This is a genomic window from Shinella sp. HY16, from assembly GCF_028534175.1.
GTDB lineage: Bacteria > Pseudomonadota > Alphaproteobacteria > Rhizobiales > Rhizobiaceae > Shinella.
The window spans coordinates 842,781-864,363 of record NZ_JAHYXL010000001.1 but is presented as its reverse complement, the minus strand read 5'-3'; the positions used below and the strand labels follow the sequence as shown (position 1 = coordinate 864,363).

Below are 21,583 nucleotides of genomic sequence, written 5' to 3'. Positions count from 1 at the left end.
ATGACCGTTTCCGCCACTGCAACCGCCGAAGTGCTTCTCCCCGTAGAAGAGCCGGCCATTGATCAGGTTCGGGCGATCCGCGATTCCCGCCCGCTTCGCCTCATCACCTGCGGCTCGGTCGACGACGGCAAGTCGACGCTGATCGGCCGCCTGCTCTGGGACACCAAGGCCGTCAAGGAAGACCAGGCCGCAACGCTGGAGCGTGATAGTTCCGGCAAGCAGAACGACCTCGGCCTGCCCGATTTCGCCCTGCTGCTCGACGGCCTCCAGGCCGAGCGCGAACAGGGCATCACCATCGACGTCGCCTATCGCTACTTCTCGACGGACCGCCGCTCGTTCATCGTCGCCGACACGCCCGGCCACGAGCAGTACACCCGCAACATGGCGACCGGCGCTTCGACGGCCGACCTTGCCGTTCTGCTGGTCGATGCCCGTGCCGGCATCCTCGAACAGACGCGCCGCCACGCGACCATCGCCTCGCTGATGGGCATCCGGCAGTTCGTGCTCGCCGTCAACAAGATCGACCTGACCAACTACGAGCGCGCCCGTTTCGAGCAGATCACGCACGATTTCAAGGAATTCGCGCTGACGCTCGGTGTCAAGCAGATCACCGCCATTCCGATGTCGGCGCTGAAGGGCGAGAACGTCGTCTATGACGGCAGCGCCGCCATGCCCTGGTATGACGGCCCGACGCTGGTCGAGACGCTGGAGAAGGCCACCACCCGCTCGAACCAGACGGTCGGCTTCCGCCTGCCGGTGCAGCGCGTCTCCCGCCCCGGCGAAAGCTTTCGTGGCTATCAGGGCACGGTTGCCGGCGGCTCGGTGAAGCCGGGCGACAGCGTGGTCATCCTGCCCTCCGGCATGGTGGCGAACGTCACCAAGATCGTCACCTTCGACCTCGTGCGCAACGCCGCCGTCGCGGGCGATGCCATCACGCTGGTGCTCGACCGCCAGGTGGACGTTTCGCGCGGCGACATGATCGTCGCCATCGACAGCCAGCCGATGACCGGCCGCGGTTTTGACGCGCAGCTCGTCGCGCTCCAGCCCGAGGGCATCGAACCCGGCAAGCGTTACTGGCTGAAGAGCGGCTCGCGCCGCCAGCGCGTCAGCGTCGATCCGATAAGCCAGCTCGACCTCAAAACCTCGAAGTGGAGTTCGGCCGAAAAGCTTGGCATGAACGCCATCGGCAAGGTGCATCTCACCTTCGACGAACAGGCGATCTTCGACACCTACGAGCAGAACCGCACGACCGGCGCCTTCATCCTGATCGACCCCGACACCAACAACACGGTGGCCGGCGGCATGATCACCGGACGCCGCTCGGAACTCGGCGGCATCCACAAGGACGACCAGCGCGTGCTGCTCTCCCTGCCGGCCGACCTGGCCGAAAAGATCATGGCGACAGAACTCTTCGCGGGCCGCCGTCAGGACGTGGACGTGCGCCACACCAGTGTCGGCCGGGCGGCGGAAATCCTGGCGGATCTGGACGAATAGGGTTTAGCGCAAGGCCCCTCATCCCGCTGCCGCGACCTTCTCCCCGCAAGCGGGGAGAAGGAAAGGGAGGCAAGGGTTTCCCGGACATCCATGGCGGCGCGGCATATCCCTTCTTCCCGCTTGCGGGGAGAAGGTGCCGGCAGGCGGATGAGGGACTGCGTCAGCTTCGAGAACAAAAAAGGGGCCGCTACGGCCCCTTTTTCCTGTGTCGTGCGCTCAGAAGAAGAAGTACCAGAGCAGGAGCACGACGAAGAGCGGAACGCCCATCAACCAGAGGATCAAAGCCCGAGCCATCGAAGTTTCCTTTCCCAAACCGTTGTGTTGACCGGGAAATGGCCGAGGCTGCGAATTGTTCCATCAGCGGTTGGTCAGGGACGCCCTCTCTCCTTCGGCGATCAGCGCGTCTGCGTCTCGAGCCGGCCGGCATCCTCATCGTTCGGTACCTGCGAAAAGTAGTTCGCGATCAGCGCGCCGGAAATATTGTGCCAGACGCTGAAGATGGCGCTCGGAACGGCGGCGACCGGTGAAAAATGCGCGTTGGCAAGCGCTGCGCCAAGGCCGCTGTTCTGCATGCCGACCTCGATGGCGATCGCCTTGCGCTTGGCGACCGAAAGCCCGGACGCGCGCGCGGCGAGGTAGCCGAGCAGATAGCCGATCCCGTTGTGCAGCACGACGACGGCGAAGATCATCAGGCCCGACGAGGCGATTGCCGCCTTGCTGGCGCCGACGACGGCAGCGACGATGAGCACGATGCCGACGACGCTGACGAGCGGCAGGGCCGGAACCGCCGCCTTTACCATGCCGGGCAGCAGCTTCTGCAGCAGGAAGCCGAGCGCGAGCGGCAGGAGAATGACCTTCACGATGCTGATGAACATGGCCATGGCATCGACCGGCAGGAACTGGCTGGCGAAGAGCCAGACGAGGAAAGGCGTGATGATCGGCGCCGCCAGCGTCGTCACGCTGGTGCAGGCGACGCTGAGCGCGACATCGCCCTTCGACAGATAGGTCATGACATTGCTGGACGTGCCGCCCGGGCAGCAGCCGACGAGGATGACGCCCGCGGCGACTTCCGGCGACATGGGGATGATCATCGTCAGGATCACGGCGACGATCGGCATGATAAGGAACTGCGCGGCCACGCCGATGCCGACATCCACCGGGCGCCTGGCGACTTCCTTGAAGTCATCCAGCGACAGCGTCAGGCCCATGCCGAACATGATGATTCCAAGCAGGGTGACGATATAGGGCGTCAGTTGCTTGAACGTATCGGGAAGGGCGAAGCCGAGCACGGCGAAAAGAATGACCCAGAGGGCAAAGGTCTTTCCGACAAATGCGGAAAGAGAGGCGATGGCTTTCACGGTTTTACTCCACGAATTGTTCTTCCGCCCGCCCTACGCCTCGGGGACGAATGTTTCAACCCGCTAAATTTACCGAAAATTACGCCTTCTCTCCACTTCCCGAGCGATTCATCTTTCCCGGAATGCCTTGGCGAAATAATCGGCGAGCGGCTTTACCAGATATTCCAGCGGCGAGCGCTCGGAGGTCTGGATGAAGGTTTCCACCGGCATGCCCGGCATGACGTGCTTGTCGCCGAGCTTGGCCATCTCGCCGCTGTCCGGCTTGATCTCCGCCTTGTAGTAGGTGGCGCCGGTGCGCTGGTCGGCGAGCACGTCGGCGGCGACCTTCGTCACATGGCCGAAGATTTCCGGCGTCGAGCGGTGATCGAAGGCGGCGAAGCGGATATGCGCCTTCTGGCCGATATGGACCTGATCGATCTGCGTCGGCGAGATCTGCGTGGTGATGATGAGGTCCTGCTCCTGCGGGATGATGTAGAGCAGCGGATCGGCCGGGCGGATGACCGAGCGCAGCGCGTGGACCTGCATGCCGAGCACGACGCCGGCCATCGGCGCGGTGATGTCCATGCGGCTCAGCGTCTCCAGCTTGGCGTTGCGGTTTTCCTTGAGCTCGGCGACCTTCGCCTCGATCTCGCGCAGCGCCGTCGTCGCTTCCTCGCGCACCGTCGAATGGATGTTGAGGATGGCGATCTCGATCTCGGCAACGCGGCCAGCATTTTCCGCGATATTGGCGCGGGCCTGGCTGATCGTGCCGAGGATCTCCGCCTCTTCCCGCTGCAGCGCCAGCACGCGGCTGGCATTGGTCAGCGACTGGGCGAGCAGCTTGTTCTGGGCCTCCAGCTCCTTGCCGATCAGGCCGAGCTGGGTTTCCAGCGCCTTGATGCGGCTTTCCAGGCCCTCGTTCTGCTTGGCGATCTGCGCCTTCTTCTCCTGAAGCTGGCCGGCCTGCTTGCCGCGCGTTTCGGCGCGGGCAGCCATCAGCCGCTTCTGGCCGGCGACGATTTCAGCCGCCTCCGGATCGGTGGCAACGGCCTTGAGCAGTTCGGGATCGAAGCTGATCTCGGTCTTCTCGTCCTGCTCCGCCTGCAGGCGCGCCGCCGTGCCGAGCAGGCTGAAGAGCTGGCCTTCGATGACGGCAAGCTCGGAGCGGTCGAAGGTGTCGTCGAGGCGCATCAGCACGTCGCCCGCCTTCACGGCATCGCCTTCCTTGACGCGGATATCGCCGACCACACCGCCCGTCAGGTGCTGCACGATCTGGCGGTTGCTGGCGACCTCGATGATGCCGCCGGCGACGACCGCGCCGTTGATGCGCGTCAGCGCGGCCCAGGCGCCCATGCCGCCGAGCAGCACGAAGACCGTCGCATAGCCGGCGATCGCGTAACCGCGGCTGGTCCACTTCTTGTCCTTGGCGCCCGTTTCCCGAACCATGGCTTCAAAACCCTTACTTGTTGCTGCCGCCGGTGCCGGCGACGACCTGCGTGTGGTTGCGCAGATGCGCCCGCAACACGTCGTCGCGCGGGCCGAAAGCCAGGCGCTGGCCGTTTTCCATGATGAGGATGAGCTCGCACTCCTCGATCGCCGCCGGGCGATGCGCCATGATGACGACGGACTTGCCCTCCGCCTTCATGTTGCGGATGGCAAGGTTGAGCGCCATCGAGCCCTCGGCATCGAGATTGGAATTCGGCTCGTCGAGCACGACCAGCACCGGATCGCCATAGAGCGCGCGGGCGAGGCCGACGCGCTGCTTCTGGCCACCGGAAAGACGTCCGCCCATAGCCGGCAGCTTGGTATCGTAGCCGTCGGGCAGGCGCAGGATCATGTCGTGCGCACCGGCCTTCCTGGCCGCCTCCACCACCTTGACCGGATCGGGATCGAGCGCCATGCGGGCGATGTTTTCCGCCACCGTCCCTTCGAACAGCACGACATCCTGCGGCAGGTAGCCGACATGGTCGGCAAGGCCATCCGTGCCGTACTGTTCCAGCGAGGCGCCGTCGAGGCGCACCTTGCCGGCGGCCGGCGGCCAGATGCCGGTCAGCACGCGGGCGAGCGTCGACTTGCCGGAGGCGCTCTGGCCGATGACGCCGAGCGCCTGGCCCGGATGCAGCTCCAGGTTCAGCATGCGGAGCGTTGCGACCTGCTCGCCGGGCGGCACGACCGTGACCTGCTCGACCTCGAGGACGGCGCGCGGCTTCGGCAGCGCGGTGCGCGCGTCTTCCTCCGGCACGCGCGCGAGCAGCTGGGAAAGGTTGCGCCAGCCCTGCATGGCACGCTGGATGAGCGACCACTGGCCAATCGCACCCTCGATGGGTGCCAGTGCCCGCCCGATGATGATGGAACTTGCGATCATCGCGCCGGCAGTGATCTCGTTCTGCAGCACCAGATAGGCGCCGAGCGCGAGGATCGCCGACTGCAGGAAGACGCGGAAGGTCTTCGAGCTGATGGAATAGAAGCCGTTGCTGTCCGAATAGCGGATGTTGGCCTCGAGCGCCTTGTCGCGCAGGAGCTGCCAGCGGCCGGCCACCGCGCGGCGCATGCCGAGGGCGCGCACCGTGTCGCTCTCCTTCTGCAGCGTCTGGGTCATCTCGTCGCTGAGCCGGCCGGCGATCATCGCCCGCTCCTGGTCTTCCTTCGTGCCGTTCTGGTTGAGCCAGGTGAGCCCGACGAGAATGAGGCCGCCGACGACGCCGAGCATGCCCATCCAGGGATGGAAGGTGAAGATGACGAAGAGGAAGAAAGGCGTCCACGGAATGTCGAAGACCGTAAAGAGCGCGGGCGAGGAGAGCACCTTCTGGATCGAATCGAGATCGCGCATGCCGGTGACGGTGGAAATGCCCTGGGCGTGCAGGTTCGTGCGGTCGAGCACGGCGTTGAAGACGCGCTTGTCGAAGCGGGCCTGGAAGCGGGCGCCGATGCGCGCGGCGACGCGGCTGCGGATATGGTCGAGCACGCCCATGACGAGATAGAGGCCGATGATCAGCCCCGTCAGCGCCACCAGCGTCGCTTCCGAGCGGGAGGAGAGCACCCGGTCGTAGATCTGCAGCATGAAGAGCGGCCCGGTCAGCACGAGCAGGTTCACGAAGAAGCTGAAGAGCCCTATGGCAAGGAAGCCCGCAGCGCTCGACTTCAGCGCGGCTCTGAGTTCCTCTACACCGGCCTTGCCCGATGGACGCATGACAATGTCTCTTTAAAGATCGACGCCGGAGGCTGGCCGATGGGACGACCATCATCCGGGCGGCGAAGGGCCACTCGACCGCTCCGCCGCGACAGGCCGGATGCGGGGGCCGCCCGCATCCTTGCGCGCGTCCTCGTTTGAAGACGGTATAGGGCCCGATTTATTCGCAAATCAACAGAATTCCGATGAAATGATCAAAACATAACCTGAACGGTCACGTTTCCTTGTTCCGTGTCGGCTCGTCCTGCGCATCGCTGCCAATCTCGATCTTGGCGAGAATGAAGAGAACGACGAAACACGCAACGGTCGCAACGACCGCCACGAACCAGTAGCCGAGGCCAACCGAAAGCCCGACGGCACCGGCAAGCCACATGCCCGCCCCCGTCGTCAGCCCCCTCACCTCGCCCCGCGAAAACACGATCATGCCCGCGGCCAGGAAGGCGACGCCCGAGGTGACGGCCTCGATGACGCGCAGCGGATCGATGCGCACCTGATCATCGGAAAAACCCGCCATGTGCACGCTTTCGATGGAGAGGATGGCGAAGACGCACGCGGCCAGCGCCACGAGGATATGGGTGCGCAGCCCCGCGGCGTGGGCGCGGTATTCCCGCTCCGCCCCGATCACCGCACCGAGCAGGATCGCCCCCGTCAGGCGGGCGAGGAGCACGGGATAGGGCACCGCTGTGCGCGGAAAGAGGTCGGCGATGATCTGTTCCATGGCGCGCAAACGCAAAAACCGAGCGCCGGTTCCCACCATCCACATGCCCGGAACAAAATTCCCCGGCCTTCCGGCACTTTCCCCAACAGTGCGAATTTTTTTGATATTTTGCGCTTGTCGAAACGAAAAGCCTGTTCTATAGAGGCGCCGCTGGTCACGGAGTGTAGCGCAGTCTGGTAGCGCACCACGTTCGGGACGTGGGGGTCGAGTGTTCGAATCACTCCACTCCGACCAGCTCGAACCCCTGAAATTCAGGCGGCTTTGACATTCTCCCGAATCCCAAAAAAAATCCTTCCTAAGCCCAGCAGACCGCTCGCAGCATCCCGCGCGGCTTTGCGATCTTCATCAAGATAGGATAACGGTCCGGCTTCGCGAACATTGCCCGGATTCACCTTCGAGGAAGACCATGGCCAAGAAACCCAAGCTCGAGCATTCCGAACTGTCCGGCGAATATACCGAGGACGGCGTCACGGTCCTCGTCGACATCTTCCGCCCGGCCGGAACGCAAGAGGACTGGAAGCTGGAGGTCGTCACGGAGAAGGAAGATCTCTTCGAATGGGACGAGCCCTTTGCCACGGACCGGGAAGCCTTCGACGAATTTCTCGCGACCGTCGCCCGCGACGGCATCCAGTCGTTCCTCGAAGACGACGACGTGCCGACGACGCATTGACGGCGACCGGCCAACCGCACCCTCCCCAGCGCCGAAAACACCCACCGCGATTGCGGGCGGGGCTTTTCCGGCGACGGGCAGGCAAGGCGGGCACGAAAAGCGCACATACGACCAAATTTGTTCTTCCGCTCGTGAATAAGGCTTCTTGCATGAACGTCTTGCCGCCATAAGATGCCATGGACTCACGGCGGGGGCCGATCCGAAGCTGCAACGATGCACGCCGGCGGTGACGATACGCGCCCGAAAACGACAACACACGAACTCTGCTTGAAGGGGTACAGCAATGACGGGAACGGGCAAACTCACCAAGACAGTCACCGCGACGGGATCACAGTTCGTCGATTCCGTTCTCAGCGGCTTCGCCTGGGGCGGCACCGGCGTCACCTATGCCTTCCCCACATCGACGAGCAGCTACTCCTACAGCGGCGAGCCCGACAACAATTTCGGGGCCGTCTCGGCCATGCAGAAGAACGCCGCACTCTTCATCATGGAGAAGAGCTTCGGCGGCGGTGCGAATGACGGTTTCTCCGTCGAAGGGTTCACCAACCTGAATTTTTCTGCCGGCACGACCAGCACCGCGATCTTGCGCTTCGCCCAGTCGGACGATGCCAAACCGACCGCCCACGCCTATTACCCGGACACCGGCGCCACCGGCGGCGACATCTGGTTCAGCACGGAATATGCCGGCACCATCAACGATTACCGCACGCCGAAGGCCGGCAACTACGCCTGGCACACGCTCGTCCACGAACTCGGCCATGCGCTCGGCCTGAAGCATGCCCATGAAACCGATACGTTCGGTGCGATCCAGAGCGAATGGAACAGTCCCGAATACTCGGTGATGACCTACAACTCCTTCGTCGGCGACAATGCCAGCGGCTATCAGTACGAAGAGTTCGGCGGTCCGCAGACCTTCATGATGGCCGATATCTACGCGCTGCAGCACATGTATGGCGCGGACTATACGACGAACAAGGGCGCAACCGTCTACAAGTGGAAGCCGGGCAGCGGCGATACCTTCGTCAACGGCAAGGTCGCCATCGATGCCGGCGGCGACCGCATCTTCGCCACGGTCTGGGATGGCGGCGGCACCGACACCTACGACCTCAGCGCCTACAAGACGGGCGTCGAGATCGATCTGCGTCCTGGCGCCTATTCCATGTTCAGCAAGACCCAGCTCGGCTATCTCGGCGGCGGGCCGAACGACGGCTATGCCCGCGGCAACATCTTCAACGCGCTGCTCTTCAACGGCGACCTGCGTTCGCTCATCGAGAACGCCAAGGGCGGCTCGGGCAACGACACGATCCTCGGCAACCAGGGCAAGAACTACCTGATCGGCAATGGCGGCAGCGACACGCTCAAGGGCGCGGCCGGCAATGACAAGCTTGCCGGCGGCACGGGCAACGACACGCTGACCGGCGGCAAGGGCTCGGACATCTTCATCTTCAAGAAGGGTTACGGCCGCGACACGATCACCGACTTCAAGAACAATGTCGACGATATCGACCTGCGCTCCTACAATTTCTCCAGCGTCAACAAGGTGCTGGCCAAGGCCGATCAGGTCGGCAGCGACGTGCATATCGAGCTCGGCGGCAACGACGTCCTGATCCTCAAGAAGTTCAGCCTCAGCAATCTCGACAAGGGCGACTTCCTTCTGTGACACCCGCTGCGCGGGGGCCCGGTGCGAAACCGCCGGGTCCTCTTCGCAGGCGGTTGCCGCCGCACCGCAAACTGTTGCAAATCCGCACGTTTGAGACGTCTTCGCTGGGGACGACGGCAAAGTTGGCGCGGCGGCGATTCCCCTTTTCGGCGCGCTGCGCTATGGCGGTGCCAGGCTCACATTCGCGGCCGCACCAAAGCCCCAAGGAAATGGCACCCATGAACTCCCGCATTGCAATTCTGGCAGGCGTCACGCTTGCCCTCGCCGGATGCACCACCGTCTCCGTCGCGTCCAACCCGTTGCAGGCCCGCTGGAACGGCAAGACCGCCGGCAGCTTCTTCGCGGCCTATGGCCCGCCGATCTCCGACACGGCGGGCGCGGGCGGCACGACGCTCTACAAGTGGCGCGGCGGCTTCGTGAAGGGCAAGTCCTGCACCGTGGAGCTGGCGGTGAGCGAGGCCTACCGGATCAACACCATCCGCGCCGTCGGCGACCGCGTCGATCCGAAGGGCGGCCCGACCCATTGCGAGAAGGTTCTCGACGCGGCGTCGTAAGCGGCAGCCCGACCAACCCTCTCCAAGGCCGCGCGAAAACGCGGCCTTTTTCTTGGAGCACACCATGGACGAAGACCGCCTCTACCACGACCCGGAGCTTGCCGATTTCTACGACCTGGAAAACGGCTGGGAGCGTTCGCCGGATTTCGCCTGTTGCAAAGCACTGGCCGAAGGGGCGGAGAGCGTGCTGGATCTTGGCTGCGGCACGGGCGCGCTTGCCGTTGCACTCGCCGGCGGCCGCACGGTGGTCGGTGTCGATCCGGCCCCGGCCATGCTCGCCATCGCCCGCGGAAAGCCTGGTGCCGAAGGCGTCGACTTCGTCGAGGGCGACGCACGTACGCTGCGGCTCGGCCGCCGCTTCGTGCTGGTCGTGCTGACCGGCCATGCCTTCCAGGTCTTCCTGACGCGGGAAGATCGCGCCGCGGTCCTCGCGACCATCGCCGCGCATCTAGCGCCCGACGGCCGCTTCGTCTTCGACAGCCGCAATCCCGCCTGCCGGGAATGGGAGGAATGGGGGCCGGAGGCGTCGATGCGCCTCGTCGATCATCCCCGCTTCGGCCCCGTCGCCGCCTGGAACGACGTCGCCCACGATGCCGCGACGGGCATCGTCACCTACGGCACCCACTACGAGATCCGCGCCACCGGAAAACGCCTCTCCGCCGCCTCCCGCATCGCCTTTCCCGAAAAGGCGGAGCTGGAGACGCTCATCGCCGGGGCAGGCCTTCGCGTGGACCGCTGGCTCGGGGACTGGGAAGGAAACGACTGGCAGCCGGGCGCACCGGAACTGATCCCGCTGGGCGGGCTTGCCTAGGCATCTTCGGTAAACATGGGTTCACCGGCAACGCTCTAGCCACCGTTCAGGGCGGGATGACGGGCTGTGGGCGTTCGGAAGGCCGACGCGCGTGCCTGACAACGACGGCGCCCTGCGTGGGACATGCGATGCAGGCGGCCTGTTCCAGACGCCCGCCGGGCTTTGCCGGCGGGTGTCTGCTTTCGATCAGTCCAACAGATCGGCAGGCACCTTGCCGCCGTTTTCGGCGAGGGCCTTCAGCAAGGCCTTGTGCAGCCAGATGTTCATGCTGGCGGAATCGTTCTTGTCGCCGGTATAGCCGAGCTCGTCGGCCAGCTCCTTGCGCTCCTTGAGGCTGGCATCCATGCCGAGGGCCTTCATCATGTCAACGATGGAGCGGCGCCAGTCGAGCTTCTGGCCATTCTTGGCAACGGCCGCGTCGAGGACCGCGGCGACGTCCACCGGCTGGCTCGGCGTGGCGACGGCGGGCTGGCTTCCGGTCGTTTTCGCCACCGTTTCGCTGCCGGCCGCCGGCGTGGCGGAAACATCCGCGGTTGCCGGCTTCACGGCTTCGGCCGTGATGGTTTCCGCCGGCTTTTCCTCTGCCTTGCCGAAAAGCTTTTCCTTGATGGAACTGAAGATACCCATGTCTTGCTCCCTGTTGATCTCTACCGGCTCTGACTCGGCAAGACCAACATAGAGGCGCCGCTCTTCATTTCAATGAAAGCTGCGCATGGAGAGGGAGAAACGATGCGGGTCGCCGGCCTGGCTATCACCAGTCCTGCAGCGCAGATGAATCCATGGGGAAAGCCGTGGCTGGGGCGCCAGGATTCGAACCTGGGAATGCCGGTACCAAAAACCGGTGCCTTACCGCTTGGCGACGCCCCAACACGGCGCAAGCCTGATAGCAAAGGCGGGCGGCATGGACAATGCTTAACTTCCGGTTCGGGGTGATTATTCTCCGGGCGGTACGTGCGAATGGCGACGAACTGCCGCTTGGTGCTTGGCAGGGGCGCGAGGCGGCGATAGGGTCCGGTCGAACGATCGCCTTTCGGCGGGCGTCCGGCACCGGCCGGGCTCTCCCCGCCCTGCCCTTTCCCGTGAGGAGCCCGCCATGCCCCAGTTCCGCGCCCGCCCGCCGGCCGTACCCACCGTTCTCCTCGACGATGCCGTCGTGCGTGTCACGCGCTGGGATTTCGAACCGGGCGCCGATACCGGCCATCATGTGCACGGGCTCGGTTATGTCGTCGTGCCGATGACCGATTGCGACTTCCTGATCGAGGAGGAGACCGGCGACCGGCGGGTGCACACCAAGACGGGCGCCGTCTACCGGCGCGAGGCGGGCGTGGCACACAATGTCGTCAATGGCGGCGACGCGCCGATGAGCTTCATCGAGATCGAATACAAGTGACGACGGCAAGCGACACTGGCCGGGAAGCGCCGCGGTTCGACCTCGAATTCAAGCCCGCCCATGGCGAGGCCGTGCCCGTGGCGACGCGCGTGCAGCGCATCACCGTCAACAATCCGGGCCCCTTCACCTTCCACGGCACCAACAGCTACATCGTCGGCGACCGCTCGGTGGCGGTGATCGACCCCGGCCCCGAGGACGAAGCGCATTTTGCGGCGCTGATGCGGGCACTCGCCGGGCGCGACGTGACCCACATCGCCGTCAGCCATACGCACCGCGACCACTCGCCGCTCGCCCGCCGGCTGAAGGCGGAGACGGGCGCGATCATCGTCGCGGAAGGGCCGCACCGCGCCGCACGGCCGCTGCATGCCGGCGAGAGCAATCCTTTTGCGGAAAGCGCGGACGTGGACTTCGTGCCCGATATCGCGCTTGGCCATGGCGAGAGCGTGGCGGGCGACGGCTGGGCGCTGACGGCACTGCTCACCCCCGGCCATACCGCCAACCATGCCGCCTTCGCGCTCGACGGGCCCGATGGCATCGTCTTTTCCGCCGACCATGTCATGGCCTGGGCGACCACCATCGTGGCGCCGCCGGATGGCGCCATGGCGGACTACATGGCCTCGCTCGAACGGCTTCTGGAGCGCGACGACCGGCTCTACCTGCCCGGCCATGGCGGCCCCGTCACCGAGCCGGCGGCCTTTCTGCGTGGGCTGAGGACCCACCGGCGCATGCGCGAGCGGGCCGTGCGCGAGCGTGTGCGCGCCGGAGACCGGCTGATTGCGGACATGGTGAAGGTGATCTACCGCGAAACGGATCCGCGCCTGCATGGCGCGGCGGCGCTTTCCGTGCTGGCGCATCTGGAGGACCTCGTCGCGCGCGGCGAGGTGGTCACGGAAGGCCCGCCCGCGCTGAAGGGGCTCTATTTCCCCGCCCCCGGCCTCTGAGGTTTTCGACACAGCGGCGGATCGAAGGGCCTCAGTCGCCGGCAATGCCCAGGAGTTCGGCGTCGAGCGCCTTCAGGTAGCCTTCGACCAGTTCCGCGCCAATGCCGAGATCGTGCGGGCCGTAACGCGAGGCGGCGCGCATGTCGACGAGCGTCGTCTCCGCCTCCTCGCGCAGGCGGATGACAAGATCGAAGCGGAAGCCGAAGACCGGCGAGCGCCACTCCCCCTGCAGGAGAACGTCGCCGGGGCCGCCGATGCGGGGAAGAAGCGGCGTATCCAGCGGGCGCGCCTCGGGGATCGGCACGTCACCCAGCGCTTCCTGGCTCTTGGCCACCTTGGCCGGATCGACGACGAGGTCTTCGAGGTCGGCGAGGATATTGTCGAGCCCGTCCTCGGCGGTGATGGTAATGCCATAGGCGGCGGCGACCTTGCGCACCCCCTGGTAGACACGGTCGAGCGCGCCGTCGTAACGGCGGCCCGAAAGGCCGGGATAGGCCTCGAGCTGCACCGCGCGGTCGCGCGGGCCGACCGGGCCGATGCGCGGCAGCCAGTCCTGCTCGGCGGCGGGCTCGGCAAGCCAGGGCGGGGCGGTGGCCGTATCCGTCGTCACGTCGTAGAGCGCCGGCTTGTAAAAATAGGCATAGGCGGCAGCACCGGTGAAACCGAGCGGCAGCAGGCAGAGCAGCAGCGCCATCAGCGCCGCCTTGCCGCCGCGCGCGCCGACATGCCAGAGCTGCGCGAGACCGATCGCCGCCAGCAGCATGGCAAGGACGGCCATGGCGGCGGAAAAGCCGGCCAGCGCCAGGAAGTGCGGCGTGGTGAGCGGGCCGAAACGATGCGACAGCACGACGGCGACGAACAGCAGACAGGAAAACAGCGCCATGCGCCGCGCCCAGTGCGCCGCATGCGAAACGGGCCGTTCGTACTGGATCGTGATTGCCATGGCCTCACCGGATGCGCGCGCGGCGCTCGCTGCCGCGTCCTTTTCCTACTGCAAATTTGCCGAAACCGGAATCGATTTAAGACATTGCGGCGTACCGTTCAGGTTCTACGGAAACCTGAAGCGCCGCCCACAGCGCCATGCGACCTCCTGGCCGGGGACAACATGCGGCAGAGCGGCAAAAATCCTTGCGTGCCGCAAATTCGCCACGCTCGTTAACGACGGTTTACGAACGGGGGTAGACCAAGGAGCAAGATGATGTTGCCGACGCAGACGGCCGCCGACACCGCTATCACCGCGCCCACGGGCGAACCCGCCCTCCCCCTGGAGCTTCTGGAGCTCGAACTCTCGCTCGACGGCTTTTCCGGCGACGAGGCTGGCTTTGCCGAGGCCGTGCGCACCGCCGCCGGCCAACTGGGCGGTGACTTCCTTTTCGACCTGCCCGCCTCCGGCCTTGCCGAGGATTGCCGGCGCATCGCCGCGCTGCGCGTGCCGCAGGGCGAGGGTGGCGCGCTCGCCGTGGTCTTCGCGCTGCTCGATGCGGAGGGGACCGCCATTCGCGTGGAGGCGCCCGACGAGACGACGAAGGACCTCAAGCGATTCGCCGATGCCTTCGTGGATGTGCTGCAACGCATCTAGGTACAAGGCCGCGACCGGGTCGCCACTGCGCTTCGGGATCCTGATTGCACGACTGCCATTGCCGCAAGGCGGCTGCACCCTCGTGCACGGCCGGCTTTGGGACGGCCCCGGCGCCCTCCGCCCGGGTGGAGATTGCCGGAAGCCCTTGCCGCGGCGCGCCGACGGGCCTATCCATGGCGCGCAACAGTTCGCCGGAGCCCGCATGCCCAAGATGCTTCTTCGTTTCGCCGCCCTCGCCGCCACCGCCCTTTTCCTCGCCGGCTGCCAGACGGCTGCCGAAGTGCGCGCCAATGACGAGGCCAAGTGCCGGTCCTACGGTTTTCGCCCGGGCACGGACGCCTTTGCCGAATGCCTGCAGCGTATCGAACTCGACCGTCGCGCGGACTTCCGCGCGGCGCGCCTGCAATCGCCGATGTGGGACCGGCCGACCTATATCTATGTGCCCGTTCGGCGGCGCTAGAGCCTTTCCAGCCGAAGCGAGACACAGCACAGCGGTCGTCAGGCCTTGCCGTTGAACGCCGCCTGCGCTGCGGCAAGCCGGGCGATCGGCACGCGGAAGGGCGAACAGGAGACATAGTCGAGCCCGGCCTCCTCGCAGAAATGGATCGAGGCCGGGTCGCCGCCATGCTCACCGCAGATGCCGAGCTTCAGGTCGTTGCGCGTGCTCCGGCCGCGCTCGGCGGCGATGCGGATGAGCTCGCCCACCCCGTCGAAGTCAAGCTGCACGAACGGGTCCTGCTCGACGATGCCCTTCTGGATATAGGTCGACAGGAACGCCGAGGCGTCGTCGCGTGAAATGCCGAAGGTCGTCTGCGTCAGGTCGTTGGTGCCGAAGGAGAAGAACTCGGCCGATTCGGCGATGACATGGGCGCGAAGGGCGGCGCGCGGCAGCTCGATCATCGTCCCGACGAGATAGTCGATGGCGACGCCGGTTTCCGCGATCACCGCCTTGGCGACCGCCTCGATGCGGGCCTTGACGTAATCCAGCTCCGCCTTGAGGCCGACGAGCGGCACCATGATCTCCGGCTCGACGGCCGCACCGGTCGTCTTGGCCGCCTCCGCGGCGGCCTCGAAGATGGCGCGCGCCTGCATCTCGGCGATTTCCGGATAGGAGATGGCGAGGCGGCAGCCGCGGTGGCCAAGCATGGGATTGAACTCGTGCAGCGTATCGACACGCCGGCGCAGCGCCGCCTCCTCGATGGCAAGGGCGGTCGCCACTTCGGCGATCTCCTCGTCGCTCTTCGGCAGGAACTCGTGCAGCGGCGGATCGAGCAGGCGGATCGTCACCGGCAGACCGTGCATGATCTCGAACAGTTCGGCGAAATCGGAGCGCTGCATGGGCAGGAGTTTCGCCAGCGAGGCGCGGCGACCGGCTTCATCCTCGGCGAGAATCATCTCGCGCATCACATTGATGCGGCTGCCTTCGAAGAACATGTGTTCGGTGCGGCAGAGGCCGATGCCCTCCGCGCCGAAGGAGCGCGCCGCGCGGGCATCCGCCGGCGTCTCGGCATTGGTGCGCACCTTCATGCGGCGCGTGCGGTCGGCCCACTCCATGATGCGGCCGAAATCGCCCGACAGTTCCGGCTGGAGCATGGGGATCTCGCCCTTCAGCACCTGGCCGGAGGAGCCATCGATGGTGATGACGTCGCCCTTCTTCAGCGTCACGCCATGGGCGACGAGAAGCTCGTTGCGCAGATCGACGCGCAGCGTGCCCGCGCCGGACACGCACGGCGTGCCCATGCCGCGGGCGACGACGGCCGCATGGCTGGTCATGCCGCCGCGGGTGGTCAGGATGCCTTCGGCGGCATGCATGCCGTGAATGTCTTCCGGGCTCGTCTCGATGCGCACGAGAATGACCCTGCGCCCCTCCTCCTGCGCCGCGACGGCGTCTTCCGAGGTGAAGACGATCGCGCCGGTCGCCGCGCCCGGCGAAGCCGGCAGGCCGGAGCCGATGACGTCGCGCCGTGCGCGCGGATCGATGGTCGGGTGCAGAAGCTGGTCGAGCGAGGCGGGATCGATGCGCGCGACGGCTTCGCCCTCGCTGATCAGGCCTTCCGTCGCCATGTCGACGGCGATCTTCAGCGCGGCCTTGGCCGTGCGCTTGCCCGAGCGGGTCTGCAGCATCCAGAGCTTGCCGCGCTCGATGGTGAATTCGAGGTCCTGCATGTCGCGGTAATGCCGCTCCAGCCGGTCGCAGATGCCGCGGAACTCGGCAAAGGCCTCCGGCATCAGCTTTTCAAGCGACGGACGGTCGGAGCCGGAGGCGATGCGCGCCTCCTCGGTGATGTTCTGCGGCGTGCGGATGCCGGCGACGACATCCTCGCCCTGTGCATTGACGAGGAATTCGCCGTAGAGCTTGTTCTCGCCCGTCGAGGGGTTGCGCGTGAAAGCGACGCCCGTGGCGGAGGAATTGCCGAGATTGCCGAAGACCATGGCCTGAACATTCACGGCCGTGCCCCAGACGGCGGGAATGTTGTGCAGCGTGCGATAGGTCACCGCGCGCGCGTTCATCCAGCTCGCGAAGACGGCGCCGATCGCGCCCCAAAGCTGGACTTCAGGATCCTGCGGGAACGCTTCGCCCAGCTCCTCCTCGATCGTCTCCTTGTAGCGGGCGATAACGTGCTGCCATTCGACGGCCGAGAGCTCGGTATCCTGCTCGTGCCCGAGCCGGCCCTTCTCGTCCTCCAGGATCTCCTCGAAGACCTCGTGGTCGAGCCCCATGACGACGTCGCCATACATCTGGATGAAGCGGCGGTAACTGTCCCAGGCAAAACGCGCATCGCCGGCATCATGGCCAAGCGCCTCCACCGTGCGGTCGTTGAGACCGAGGTTAAGGACCGTGTCCATCATGCCCGGCATGGAGGCGCGCGCACCGGAGCGCACGGAAAGCAGCAACGGCTTCGTCATGTCGCCGAAGAGGCGGCCGGTGATGCCCTCCATCTGGCGAAGCGCAGTGCGGACCTGGTCCTTCAGATCGTCCGGCAGCCGGCGGCCGTTGTCGTAATAGTGGTTGCAGGCGGAGGTGACGATGGTGAGCCCGGGCGGCACCGGCAGGCCGAGATTGCACATTTCGGCGAGGTTCGCGCCCTTGCCGCCGAGCGTGTTGCGATCGCCCGCGCTGCCTTCGGCGCGGCCTCCCCCAAAGGTATAGACCCACTTGTTCATGCACGCCTCCCCATATGCGTCCTGACAATCTACATGAACTGCATCTTGTTGAAAACGCGGCATGACGCGTTTTTTGTTGCAACGCATCAAATTTGCGACGGCAATGCAACATTACGAGAGCCAAATAAAAGCCGTGCCCCAGCGGGAACACGGCCTTGAGCAATTCCAACAAAGAACCGGGGCGCCTTTGCCGGAACTGCGGCGAAAGAACTGCGGGAGTGTTTTCGCATCTCGAAGACGGCGGACAAGCCCCGGTGAAAAAACGGCTTCAATTCCCCTCGATGGAAAGCCCCTGCTGGTCCAGACGGATCTCGACGCCGTCAGGCTTCTTCTCCTGCTGCCAGGCATAATAGGAAAACCCGGCCACCACGACGACGAGGGCGCCGATGATCATGTAAAGTGCGTCTCTGCTCACGTTTGATCCCCAATTGCACAAGATCCTGCGGGAACGGCAGGCGCTGTTCAATGCATGAGAGGGGTGTTTGTTCCGCTGCGTCACCGTCCAAAAAGAGGAACGGCTACGACGCCTCGCGCAGCTGCTCGGCCGTCTGCAGGTCGACGGAGACGAGCTGGGAGACGCCCTGTTCGGCCATGGTGACGCCGAAGAGACGGTTCATGCGGGCCATGGTGATGGGATTGTGCGTGATGATGACGAAACGGGTCTCGGTGGAGGCCGCCATCTCGTCCATGAGGTTGCAGTAGCGCTCGACATTGTGGTCGTCGAGCGGGGCGTCCACCTCGTCGAGCACGCAGATCGGCGCCGGATTGGTGAGGAAGACGGCGAAGATCAGGGCCATCGCCGTCAGCGCCTGCTCACCGCCGGAGAGCAGCGTCATGGTCTGCGGCTTCTTGCCCGGCGGGCGGGCGAGGATTTCGAGGCCGGCATCGAGCGGATCGTCGCTCTCGATGAGCTGAAGCTCGGCCGTGCCGCCGCCGAAGAGATGAGTGAAGAGGCGCTGGAACTGCACGTTGACCACGTCGAAGGCGGCCAAAAGCCGCTCGCGGCCTTCGCGGTTGAGGCTCTGGATCGCCGAGCGCAGCTTGCGGATCGCCTCGATGATGTCCTCGCGTTCGGCGACGAGCGCCTCGAGCTTTTCAGTCAGCTCCCGCTGCTCCTCCTCGGCACGCAGGTTCACCGCGCCGAGCCGTTCGCGCTCCATCTTCAGGCGATCGAGATCCCGTTCGCGCTCGCGCGGATCGGGCAGCGGGCTGCCGGCGGGATGGCCGGTCAGCCGCAGGGCTTCGTGCGGGGCGCAGTTCAGCGCCTCGCGGATGCGCGCCTCGCCCTCGACGCGGCGCTCGCGGGCGGAGACGAGGCGTTCTTCCGCACGGCCCCGGGTCTCGCGGGATTCGGCAAGCTGCGAGAGCGCGGTGGCGGCCGTGCGGTCGGCCTCGCGCTGGCGGTTCTCCGCCTCCTGCAGGGCATCGGCGGCCTCGCGGCGGGCAGCCTCGGCATTGCTGAGGCCGGTCAGGAGTTCGCGGCGCTTGTCCTCGATCTCGTCGGGCGCCTCGGCCAGCTCCTCCATCTCCTCATGCGCCTCGGCTTCGCGCTCGCGCAGGGTGGCGATATGGTTCTCGGCATTGGCGGCGCGGCTCCGCCATGTCTCGCGCTCGGCAGAGATCGACATCAGGCGCCGGCGGCGATCGGCCATTTCGCGGGCAAGCCCGTCATGGCCGGCGCGCGCTTCGGCCAGCGTCGCCCGGTCGGTCGCGACATCCATCGTGTGGGCGCGAAGGCGCAGGTCGAGATCGGCAAGATCGGGCGCCTCCTCCAGCGCCGCACGGGCATCCTCCAGCGAGACGGCGGCCTCTTCCACCTGTGCCTCGATCTGCGCGCCGGTTTCGAAGAGCACCGCCCTGCGGCGGATGAGATCACCGGAGGCCCGTTCAGCCGCCTCCAGCCCCTCGCGCGCCTCGGCAAGGGCGCGGGTGGCGGTGCGCTGGGCCTCGCGCGCCTGCTGCTGGCGCTGCGTTTCGGCACGGATGGTTTCGCCGGCACGCGAAAGGTCGGCTTCCGCATCGCCGAGCGCGGCGCGCGCGTCTTCCATCTCGGCTTCGAGCTCGGCAAGGCGATTCTTCTGTTCGAGGCGGAGCGCGGCGGCGCTCGGCGCATCGGCACCGGTGACATGGCCGTCCCAGCGGAAGACCGCGCCCTCGCGGGTGACGAGCCGCTGGCCGGCCTTGAGCTGCGGCAACAGGGACAACCCCTCCTCCGCGCTGCCGGCAATACCGATCTGGGAAAGGCGGCGGCCCAGCACGTCGGGCGCACGGACATGATCGATCAGCGCCGGCACGCCCTTCGGCAGGGGCGCGTCGCCGGATGCGTCGCCGGACAGGCGCCAATGAACGGGGGCCGAGTTGTCAGCGGGCGAATCGAGGTCGTCGCCAAGCGCCGCGCCGAGCGCCGTCTCATAGCCGCGGTCGACGTCGACCGCCTCGACGACCGGCGGGAAGGAGCCTCCGGTGCTGCCGGCCTCCAGCATGCGCCGGATCGTGCGGGCTTCCGTCTCGATGCCGGCAAGCCGGGCGCGGGCGGTATCGACCGGACCGCGCAGGGCGGATTCGGCAAAACGCGCCTCCTCCAGTGCCTCTTCGACGGCGACGAGCATTTCGCCGGCCGCCTCGAGCACCTCCTCGGCGGACTGCACGGCCGCGCGGCGTTCTTCCGGGTCGGGCAGCGCGGCGATGCGGGCGTCCATCTCCTCGAGTTCACGCGCCTGGGCGGCGTGCTGCTGGCCGAGGCGCAGATGACGTTCGGCAAGGTCGCGAATCGCCTTTTCAAGCTGGTTGCGCGAGGCCTGCGCTTCGGCGCGCTCGGCGGTGACAGAGGCAAGCGCGGCCTCGCTGCCGGAAAGTTTCGCGGCCGCAGCGTCCATCGTCTCGCGGGCGCCGACGGTGCGCTCGTCGGCCTCGGCGAGGATCTCGGCGATCTCGTCTTCCTCGGCGGTCAGGCGTTCCAGCACGGCGGCATTGTCGGCCACCATGCGTTCCTCGCGGATGATGTCCTCGGCAAGCTGGGCAAGCCGGCGTGTCAGCTCGTCACGCCGGCGCAACAGCCGGGCGGAATCCTCTTCTAGCTGCGCGCGGGCGATCTGCAGGCGCTGCAACGCGGCGGCGAGTTTTGCCTCGTTCTCGCGCAGCTCCGGCAATTTGAGGCTGGCGACAGCCTGCTCCTTGGCCGCCTGCATCTGGGCATTGGCGCGCTCGGCAACGAGCGAGGTTGCCTGGTTGAGCTGGCTGTCGGCCTCGGCCTCGGCTTCTTTCGCCTGCGCCCAGCGGATGTGCAGCAACATCGCCTCATGGCGGCGGATATCGGCGGAAAGCGCCTTGAAGCGGTTCGCCTGGCGCGACTGGCGCTTCAGGCTCTCGATCTGGCTTTCGAGCTGCGAGGTGACGTCGTCGAGCCGTTCGAGGTTGGTTTCGGCGGCGCGCAGGCGCAGCTCCGCTTCGTGGCGGCGCGAATGCAGGCCCGAAATGCCGGCCGCCTCTTCGAGCAGCTGGCGGCGCGCCTGGGGCTTGGCCTGTATGAGTTCGCCGATGCGGCCCTGCCCGACCATGGAGGGCGAGCGGGCACCGGTGGAGGCGTCGGCAAAGAGCAGCTGCACATCCTTGGCGCGCGCTTCCTTGCCGTTGATGCGGTAGATCGAGCCGTTCTCGCGCTCGATGCGGCGGGACACCTGGATCTCGTCCTCGCCGTTGAAGGCGGCGGGGGCCGTGCGGTCGGAATTGTCGAGATAGAGGCCGACTTCGGCGGTGTTGCGCGCCGGGCGGTTGCCGGAGCCGGAGAAGATGACGTCGTCCATGCCGGACGCGCGCATGTTCTTGTAGGAATTCTCCCCCATCACCCAGCGCAGCGCCTCGACGAGGTTCGACTTGCCGCAGCCGTTCGGCCCGACGACGCCGGTCAGGCCCCGCTCGATGATGAATTCGGTGGGTTCTACGAAGGATTTGAAGCCGAGCAGGCGGAGTTTGGTGAATTTCATGCGGCGCACCTGCGCGGGATGCCCCTCACCTGCCTGCCAGCATCCTCTCCCCGCAAGCGGGGCGAGGAACGATGGGCTCGCCGTATCCCTC

Annotated in this window: 18 protein-coding genes and 2 tRNA genes; 10 read left to right on the top strand and 10 right to left on the bottom strand. The window is 66.1% G+C overall.

What is annotated here, in order from left to right; genetic code table 11:
* Complete coding sequence (gene cysN, locus K0P03_RS04255) at nucleotides 1-1,494, top strand: sulfate adenylyltransferase subunit CysN (RefSeq protein ID WP_023514417.1); 1,494 nt, start codon at nucleotides 1-3, stop codon at nucleotides 1,492-1,494.
* A 395-nt stretch (nucleotides 1,495-1,889) separates the two neighbouring features.
* Here the strand turns inward: cysN and K0P03_RS04250 are convergent, their stop codons facing one another.
* The 4 genes from K0P03_RS04250 to K0P03_RS04235 form a co-directional block, all read right to left on the bottom strand.
* Nucleotides 1,890-2,852, bottom strand: a complete 963-nt coding sequence (locus tag K0P03_RS04250; RefSeq protein WP_272788978.1) for a bile acid:sodium symporter family protein — start codon at nucleotides 2,850-2,852, stop codon at nucleotides 1,890-1,892.
* Nucleotides 2,853-2,960: 108 nt separating this feature from the next.
* Complete coding sequence (locus K0P03_RS04245) at nucleotides 2,961-4,277, bottom strand: HlyD family type I secretion periplasmic adaptor subunit (protein ID WP_023517090.1); 1,317 nt, start codon at nucleotides 4,275-4,277, stop codon at nucleotides 2,961-2,963.
* 13 nt (nucleotides 4,278-4,290) lie between these two features.
* Complete coding sequence (locus K0P03_RS04240; RefSeq protein ID WP_023517089.1) at nucleotides 4,291-6,021, bottom strand: type I secretion system permease/ATPase; 1,731 nt, start codon at nucleotides 6,019-6,021, stop codon at nucleotides 4,291-4,293.
* 214 nt (nucleotides 6,022-6,235) lie between these two features.
* Nucleotides 6,236-6,739 (bottom strand): MgtC/SapB family protein, encoded by a 504-nt coding sequence (locus K0P03_RS04235; RefSeq protein ID WP_037408655.1) that lies wholly within the window; start codon nucleotides 6,737-6,739, stop codon nucleotides 6,236-6,238.
* Nucleotides 6,740-6,896: 157 nt separating this feature from the next.
* On the opposite strand from K0P03_RS04235, the gene K0P03_RS04230 reads away from it, so the two are divergent.
* From K0P03_RS04230 to K0P03_RS04210, 5 genes are all read left to right on the top strand, one after another.
* Nucleotides 6,897-6,973 (top strand) — tRNA-Pro (locus tag K0P03_RS04230).
* Between the two features lie 172 nt (nucleotides 6,974-7,145).
* Complete coding sequence (locus K0P03_RS04225) at nucleotides 7,146-7,409, top strand: hypothetical protein (RefSeq protein ID WP_023514766.1); 264 nt, start codon at nucleotides 7,146-7,148, stop codon at nucleotides 7,407-7,409.
* A 283-nt stretch (nucleotides 7,410-7,692) separates the two neighbouring features.
* Nucleotides 7,693-9,069: a M10 family metallopeptidase gene (locus K0P03_RS04220; RefSeq protein ID WP_023514765.1), complete on the top strand. Its 1,377-nt coding sequence runs from the start codon at nucleotides 7,693-7,695 to the stop codon at nucleotides 9,067-9,069.
* Between the two features lie 218 nt (nucleotides 9,070-9,287).
* Nucleotides 9,288-9,623 (top strand): hypothetical protein, encoded by a 336-nt coding sequence (locus K0P03_RS04215; RefSeq protein WP_272788977.1) that lies wholly within the window; start codon nucleotides 9,288-9,290, stop codon nucleotides 9,621-9,623.
* Nucleotides 9,624-9,687: 64 nt separating this feature from the next.
* Nucleotides 9,688-10,434 carry a class I SAM-dependent methyltransferase gene (locus K0P03_RS04210; RefSeq protein WP_272788976.1) on the top strand — a complete coding sequence of 249 codons (747 nt, stop codon included), beginning with the start codon at nucleotides 9,688-9,690 and terminating at the stop codon, nucleotides 10,432-10,434.
* Between the two features lie 186 nt (nucleotides 10,435-10,620).
* Here the strand turns inward: K0P03_RS04210 and K0P03_RS04205 are convergent, their stop codons facing one another.
* Nucleotides 10,621-11,061, bottom strand: a complete 441-nt coding sequence (locus K0P03_RS04205; RefSeq protein ID WP_024271220.1) for a DUF3597 domain-containing protein — start codon at nucleotides 11,059-11,061, stop codon at nucleotides 10,621-10,623.
* A 165-nt stretch (nucleotides 11,062-11,226) separates the two neighbouring features.
* Nucleotides 11,227-11,301: transfer RNA gene (locus tag K0P03_RS04200), tRNA-Gln, on the bottom strand.
* 226 nt (nucleotides 11,302-11,527) lie between these two features.
* On the opposite strand from K0P03_RS04200, the gene K0P03_RS04195 reads away from it, so the two are divergent.
* Nucleotides 11,528-11,824, top strand: a complete 297-nt coding sequence (locus K0P03_RS04195; RefSeq protein ID WP_023517389.1) for a cupin domain-containing protein — start codon at nucleotides 11,528-11,530, stop codon at nucleotides 11,822-11,824.
* On the top strand, nucleotides 11,821-12,765 hold the full coding sequence (locus K0P03_RS04190; RefSeq protein WP_050743477.1) for an MBL fold metallo-hydrolase: 945 nt from the start codon (nucleotides 11,821-11,823) through the stop codon (nucleotides 12,763-12,765). The genes K0P03_RS04195 and K0P03_RS04190 overlap by 4 nt, the downstream gene beginning before the upstream one ends.
* A 31-nt stretch (nucleotides 12,766-12,796) precedes the next feature.
* Here K0P03_RS04190 and K0P03_RS04185 read toward each other — a convergent pair whose 3' ends face one another.
* Nucleotides 12,797-13,702, bottom strand: coding sequence for a DUF1499 domain-containing protein (locus K0P03_RS04185; protein ID WP_272790444.1), 906 nt, complete (start codon nucleotides 13,700-13,702; stop codon nucleotides 12,797-12,799).
* 258 nt (nucleotides 13,703-13,960) lie between these two features.
* Here K0P03_RS04185 and K0P03_RS04180 point away from each other — a divergent pair, with 258 nt between their 5' ends.
* Together K0P03_RS04180 and K0P03_RS04175 are read left to right on the top strand one after the other, a co-directional pair.
* Nucleotides 13,961-14,344 carry a hypothetical protein gene (locus tag K0P03_RS04180; RefSeq protein WP_088016479.1) on the top strand — a complete coding sequence of 128 codons (384 nt, stop codon included), beginning with the start codon at nucleotides 13,961-13,963 and terminating at the stop codon, nucleotides 14,342-14,344.
* A gap of 202 nt (nucleotides 14,345-14,546) precedes the next feature.
* The gene (locus K0P03_RS04175) at nucleotides 14,547-14,804 is read left to right on the top strand and encodes a hypothetical protein (RefSeq protein ID WP_023516954.1); all 258 of its coding nucleotides are present in this window, start codon (nucleotides 14,547-14,549) and stop codon (nucleotides 14,802-14,804) included.
* A gap of 38 nt (nucleotides 14,805-14,842) precedes the next feature.
* Here the strand turns inward: K0P03_RS04175 and ppdK are convergent, their stop codons facing one another.
* The 3 genes from ppdK to K0P03_RS04160 form a co-directional block, all read right to left on the bottom strand.
* Nucleotides 14,843-17,509 carry a pyruvate, phosphate dikinase gene (ppdK, locus tag K0P03_RS04170; RefSeq protein ID WP_023516955.1) on the bottom strand — a complete coding sequence of 889 codons (2,667 nt, stop codon included), beginning with the start codon at nucleotides 17,507-17,509 and terminating at the stop codon, nucleotides 14,843-14,845.
* 268 nt (nucleotides 17,510-17,777) lie between these two features.
* Nucleotides 17,778-17,924, bottom strand: coding sequence for a hypothetical protein (locus K0P03_RS04165; RefSeq protein WP_037408656.1), 147 nt, complete (start codon nucleotides 17,922-17,924; stop codon nucleotides 17,778-17,780).
* Nucleotides 17,925-18,027: 103 nt separating this feature from the next.
* Nucleotides 18,028-21,492, bottom strand: a complete 3,465-nt coding sequence (locus tag K0P03_RS04160; RefSeq protein ID WP_272788975.1) for a chromosome segregation SMC family protein — start codon at nucleotides 21,490-21,492, stop codon at nucleotides 18,028-18,030.
* Nucleotides 21,493-21,583: the final 91 nt, after the last annotated feature.

Coding starts and splice junctions, on each gene's coding strand:
- cysN (WP_023514417.1), top strand. CDS start 1: ATGACCGTTTCCGCCACTGCAACCGCCGAAGTGCTTCTCCCCGTAGAA.
- K0P03_RS04245 (WP_023517090.1), bottom strand. CDS start 4,277: ATGGTTCGGGAAACGGGCGCCAAGGACAAGAAGTGGACCAGCCGCGGT.
- K0P03_RS04240 (WP_023517089.1), bottom strand. CDS start 6,021: ATGCGTCCATCGGGCAAGGCCGGTGTAGAGGAACTCAGAGCCGCGCTG.
- K0P03_RS04235 (WP_037408655.1), bottom strand. CDS start 6,739: ATGGAACAGATCATCGCCGACCTCTTTCCGCGCACAGCGGTGCCCTAT.
- K0P03_RS04225 (WP_023514766.1), top strand. CDS start 7,146: ATGGCCAAGAAACCCAAGCTCGAGCATTCCGAACTGTCCGGCGAATAT.
- K0P03_RS04220 (WP_023514765.1), top strand. CDS start 7,693: ATGACGGGAACGGGCAAACTCACCAAGACAGTCACCGCGACGGGATCA.
- K0P03_RS04215 (WP_272788977.1), top strand. CDS start 9,288: ATGAACTCCCGCATTGCAATTCTGGCAGGCGTCACGCTTGCCCTCGCC.
- K0P03_RS04210 (WP_272788976.1), top strand. CDS start 9,688: ATGGACGAAGACCGCCTCTACCACGACCCGGAGCTTGCCGATTTCTAC.
- K0P03_RS04205 (WP_024271220.1), bottom strand. CDS start 11,061: ATGGGTATCTTCAGTTCCATCAAGGAAAAGCTTTTCGGCAAGGCAGAG.
- K0P03_RS04195 (WP_023517389.1), top strand. CDS start 11,528: ATGCCCCAGTTCCGCGCCCGCCCGCCGGCCGTACCCACCGTTCTCCTC.
- K0P03_RS04180 (WP_088016479.1), top strand. CDS start 13,961: ATGATGTTGCCGACGCAGACGGCCGCCGACACCGCTATCACCGCGCCC.
- K0P03_RS04175 (WP_023516954.1), top strand. CDS start 14,547: ATGCCCAAGATGCTTCTTCGTTTCGCCGCCCTCGCCGCCACCGCCCTT.
- ppdK (WP_023516955.1), bottom strand. CDS start 17,509: ATGAACAAGTGGGTCTATACCTTTGGGGGAGGCCGCGCCGAAGGCAGC.
- K0P03_RS04160 (WP_272788975.1), bottom strand. CDS start 21,492: ATGAAATTCACCAAACTCCGCCTGCTCGGCTTCAAATCCTTCGTAGAA.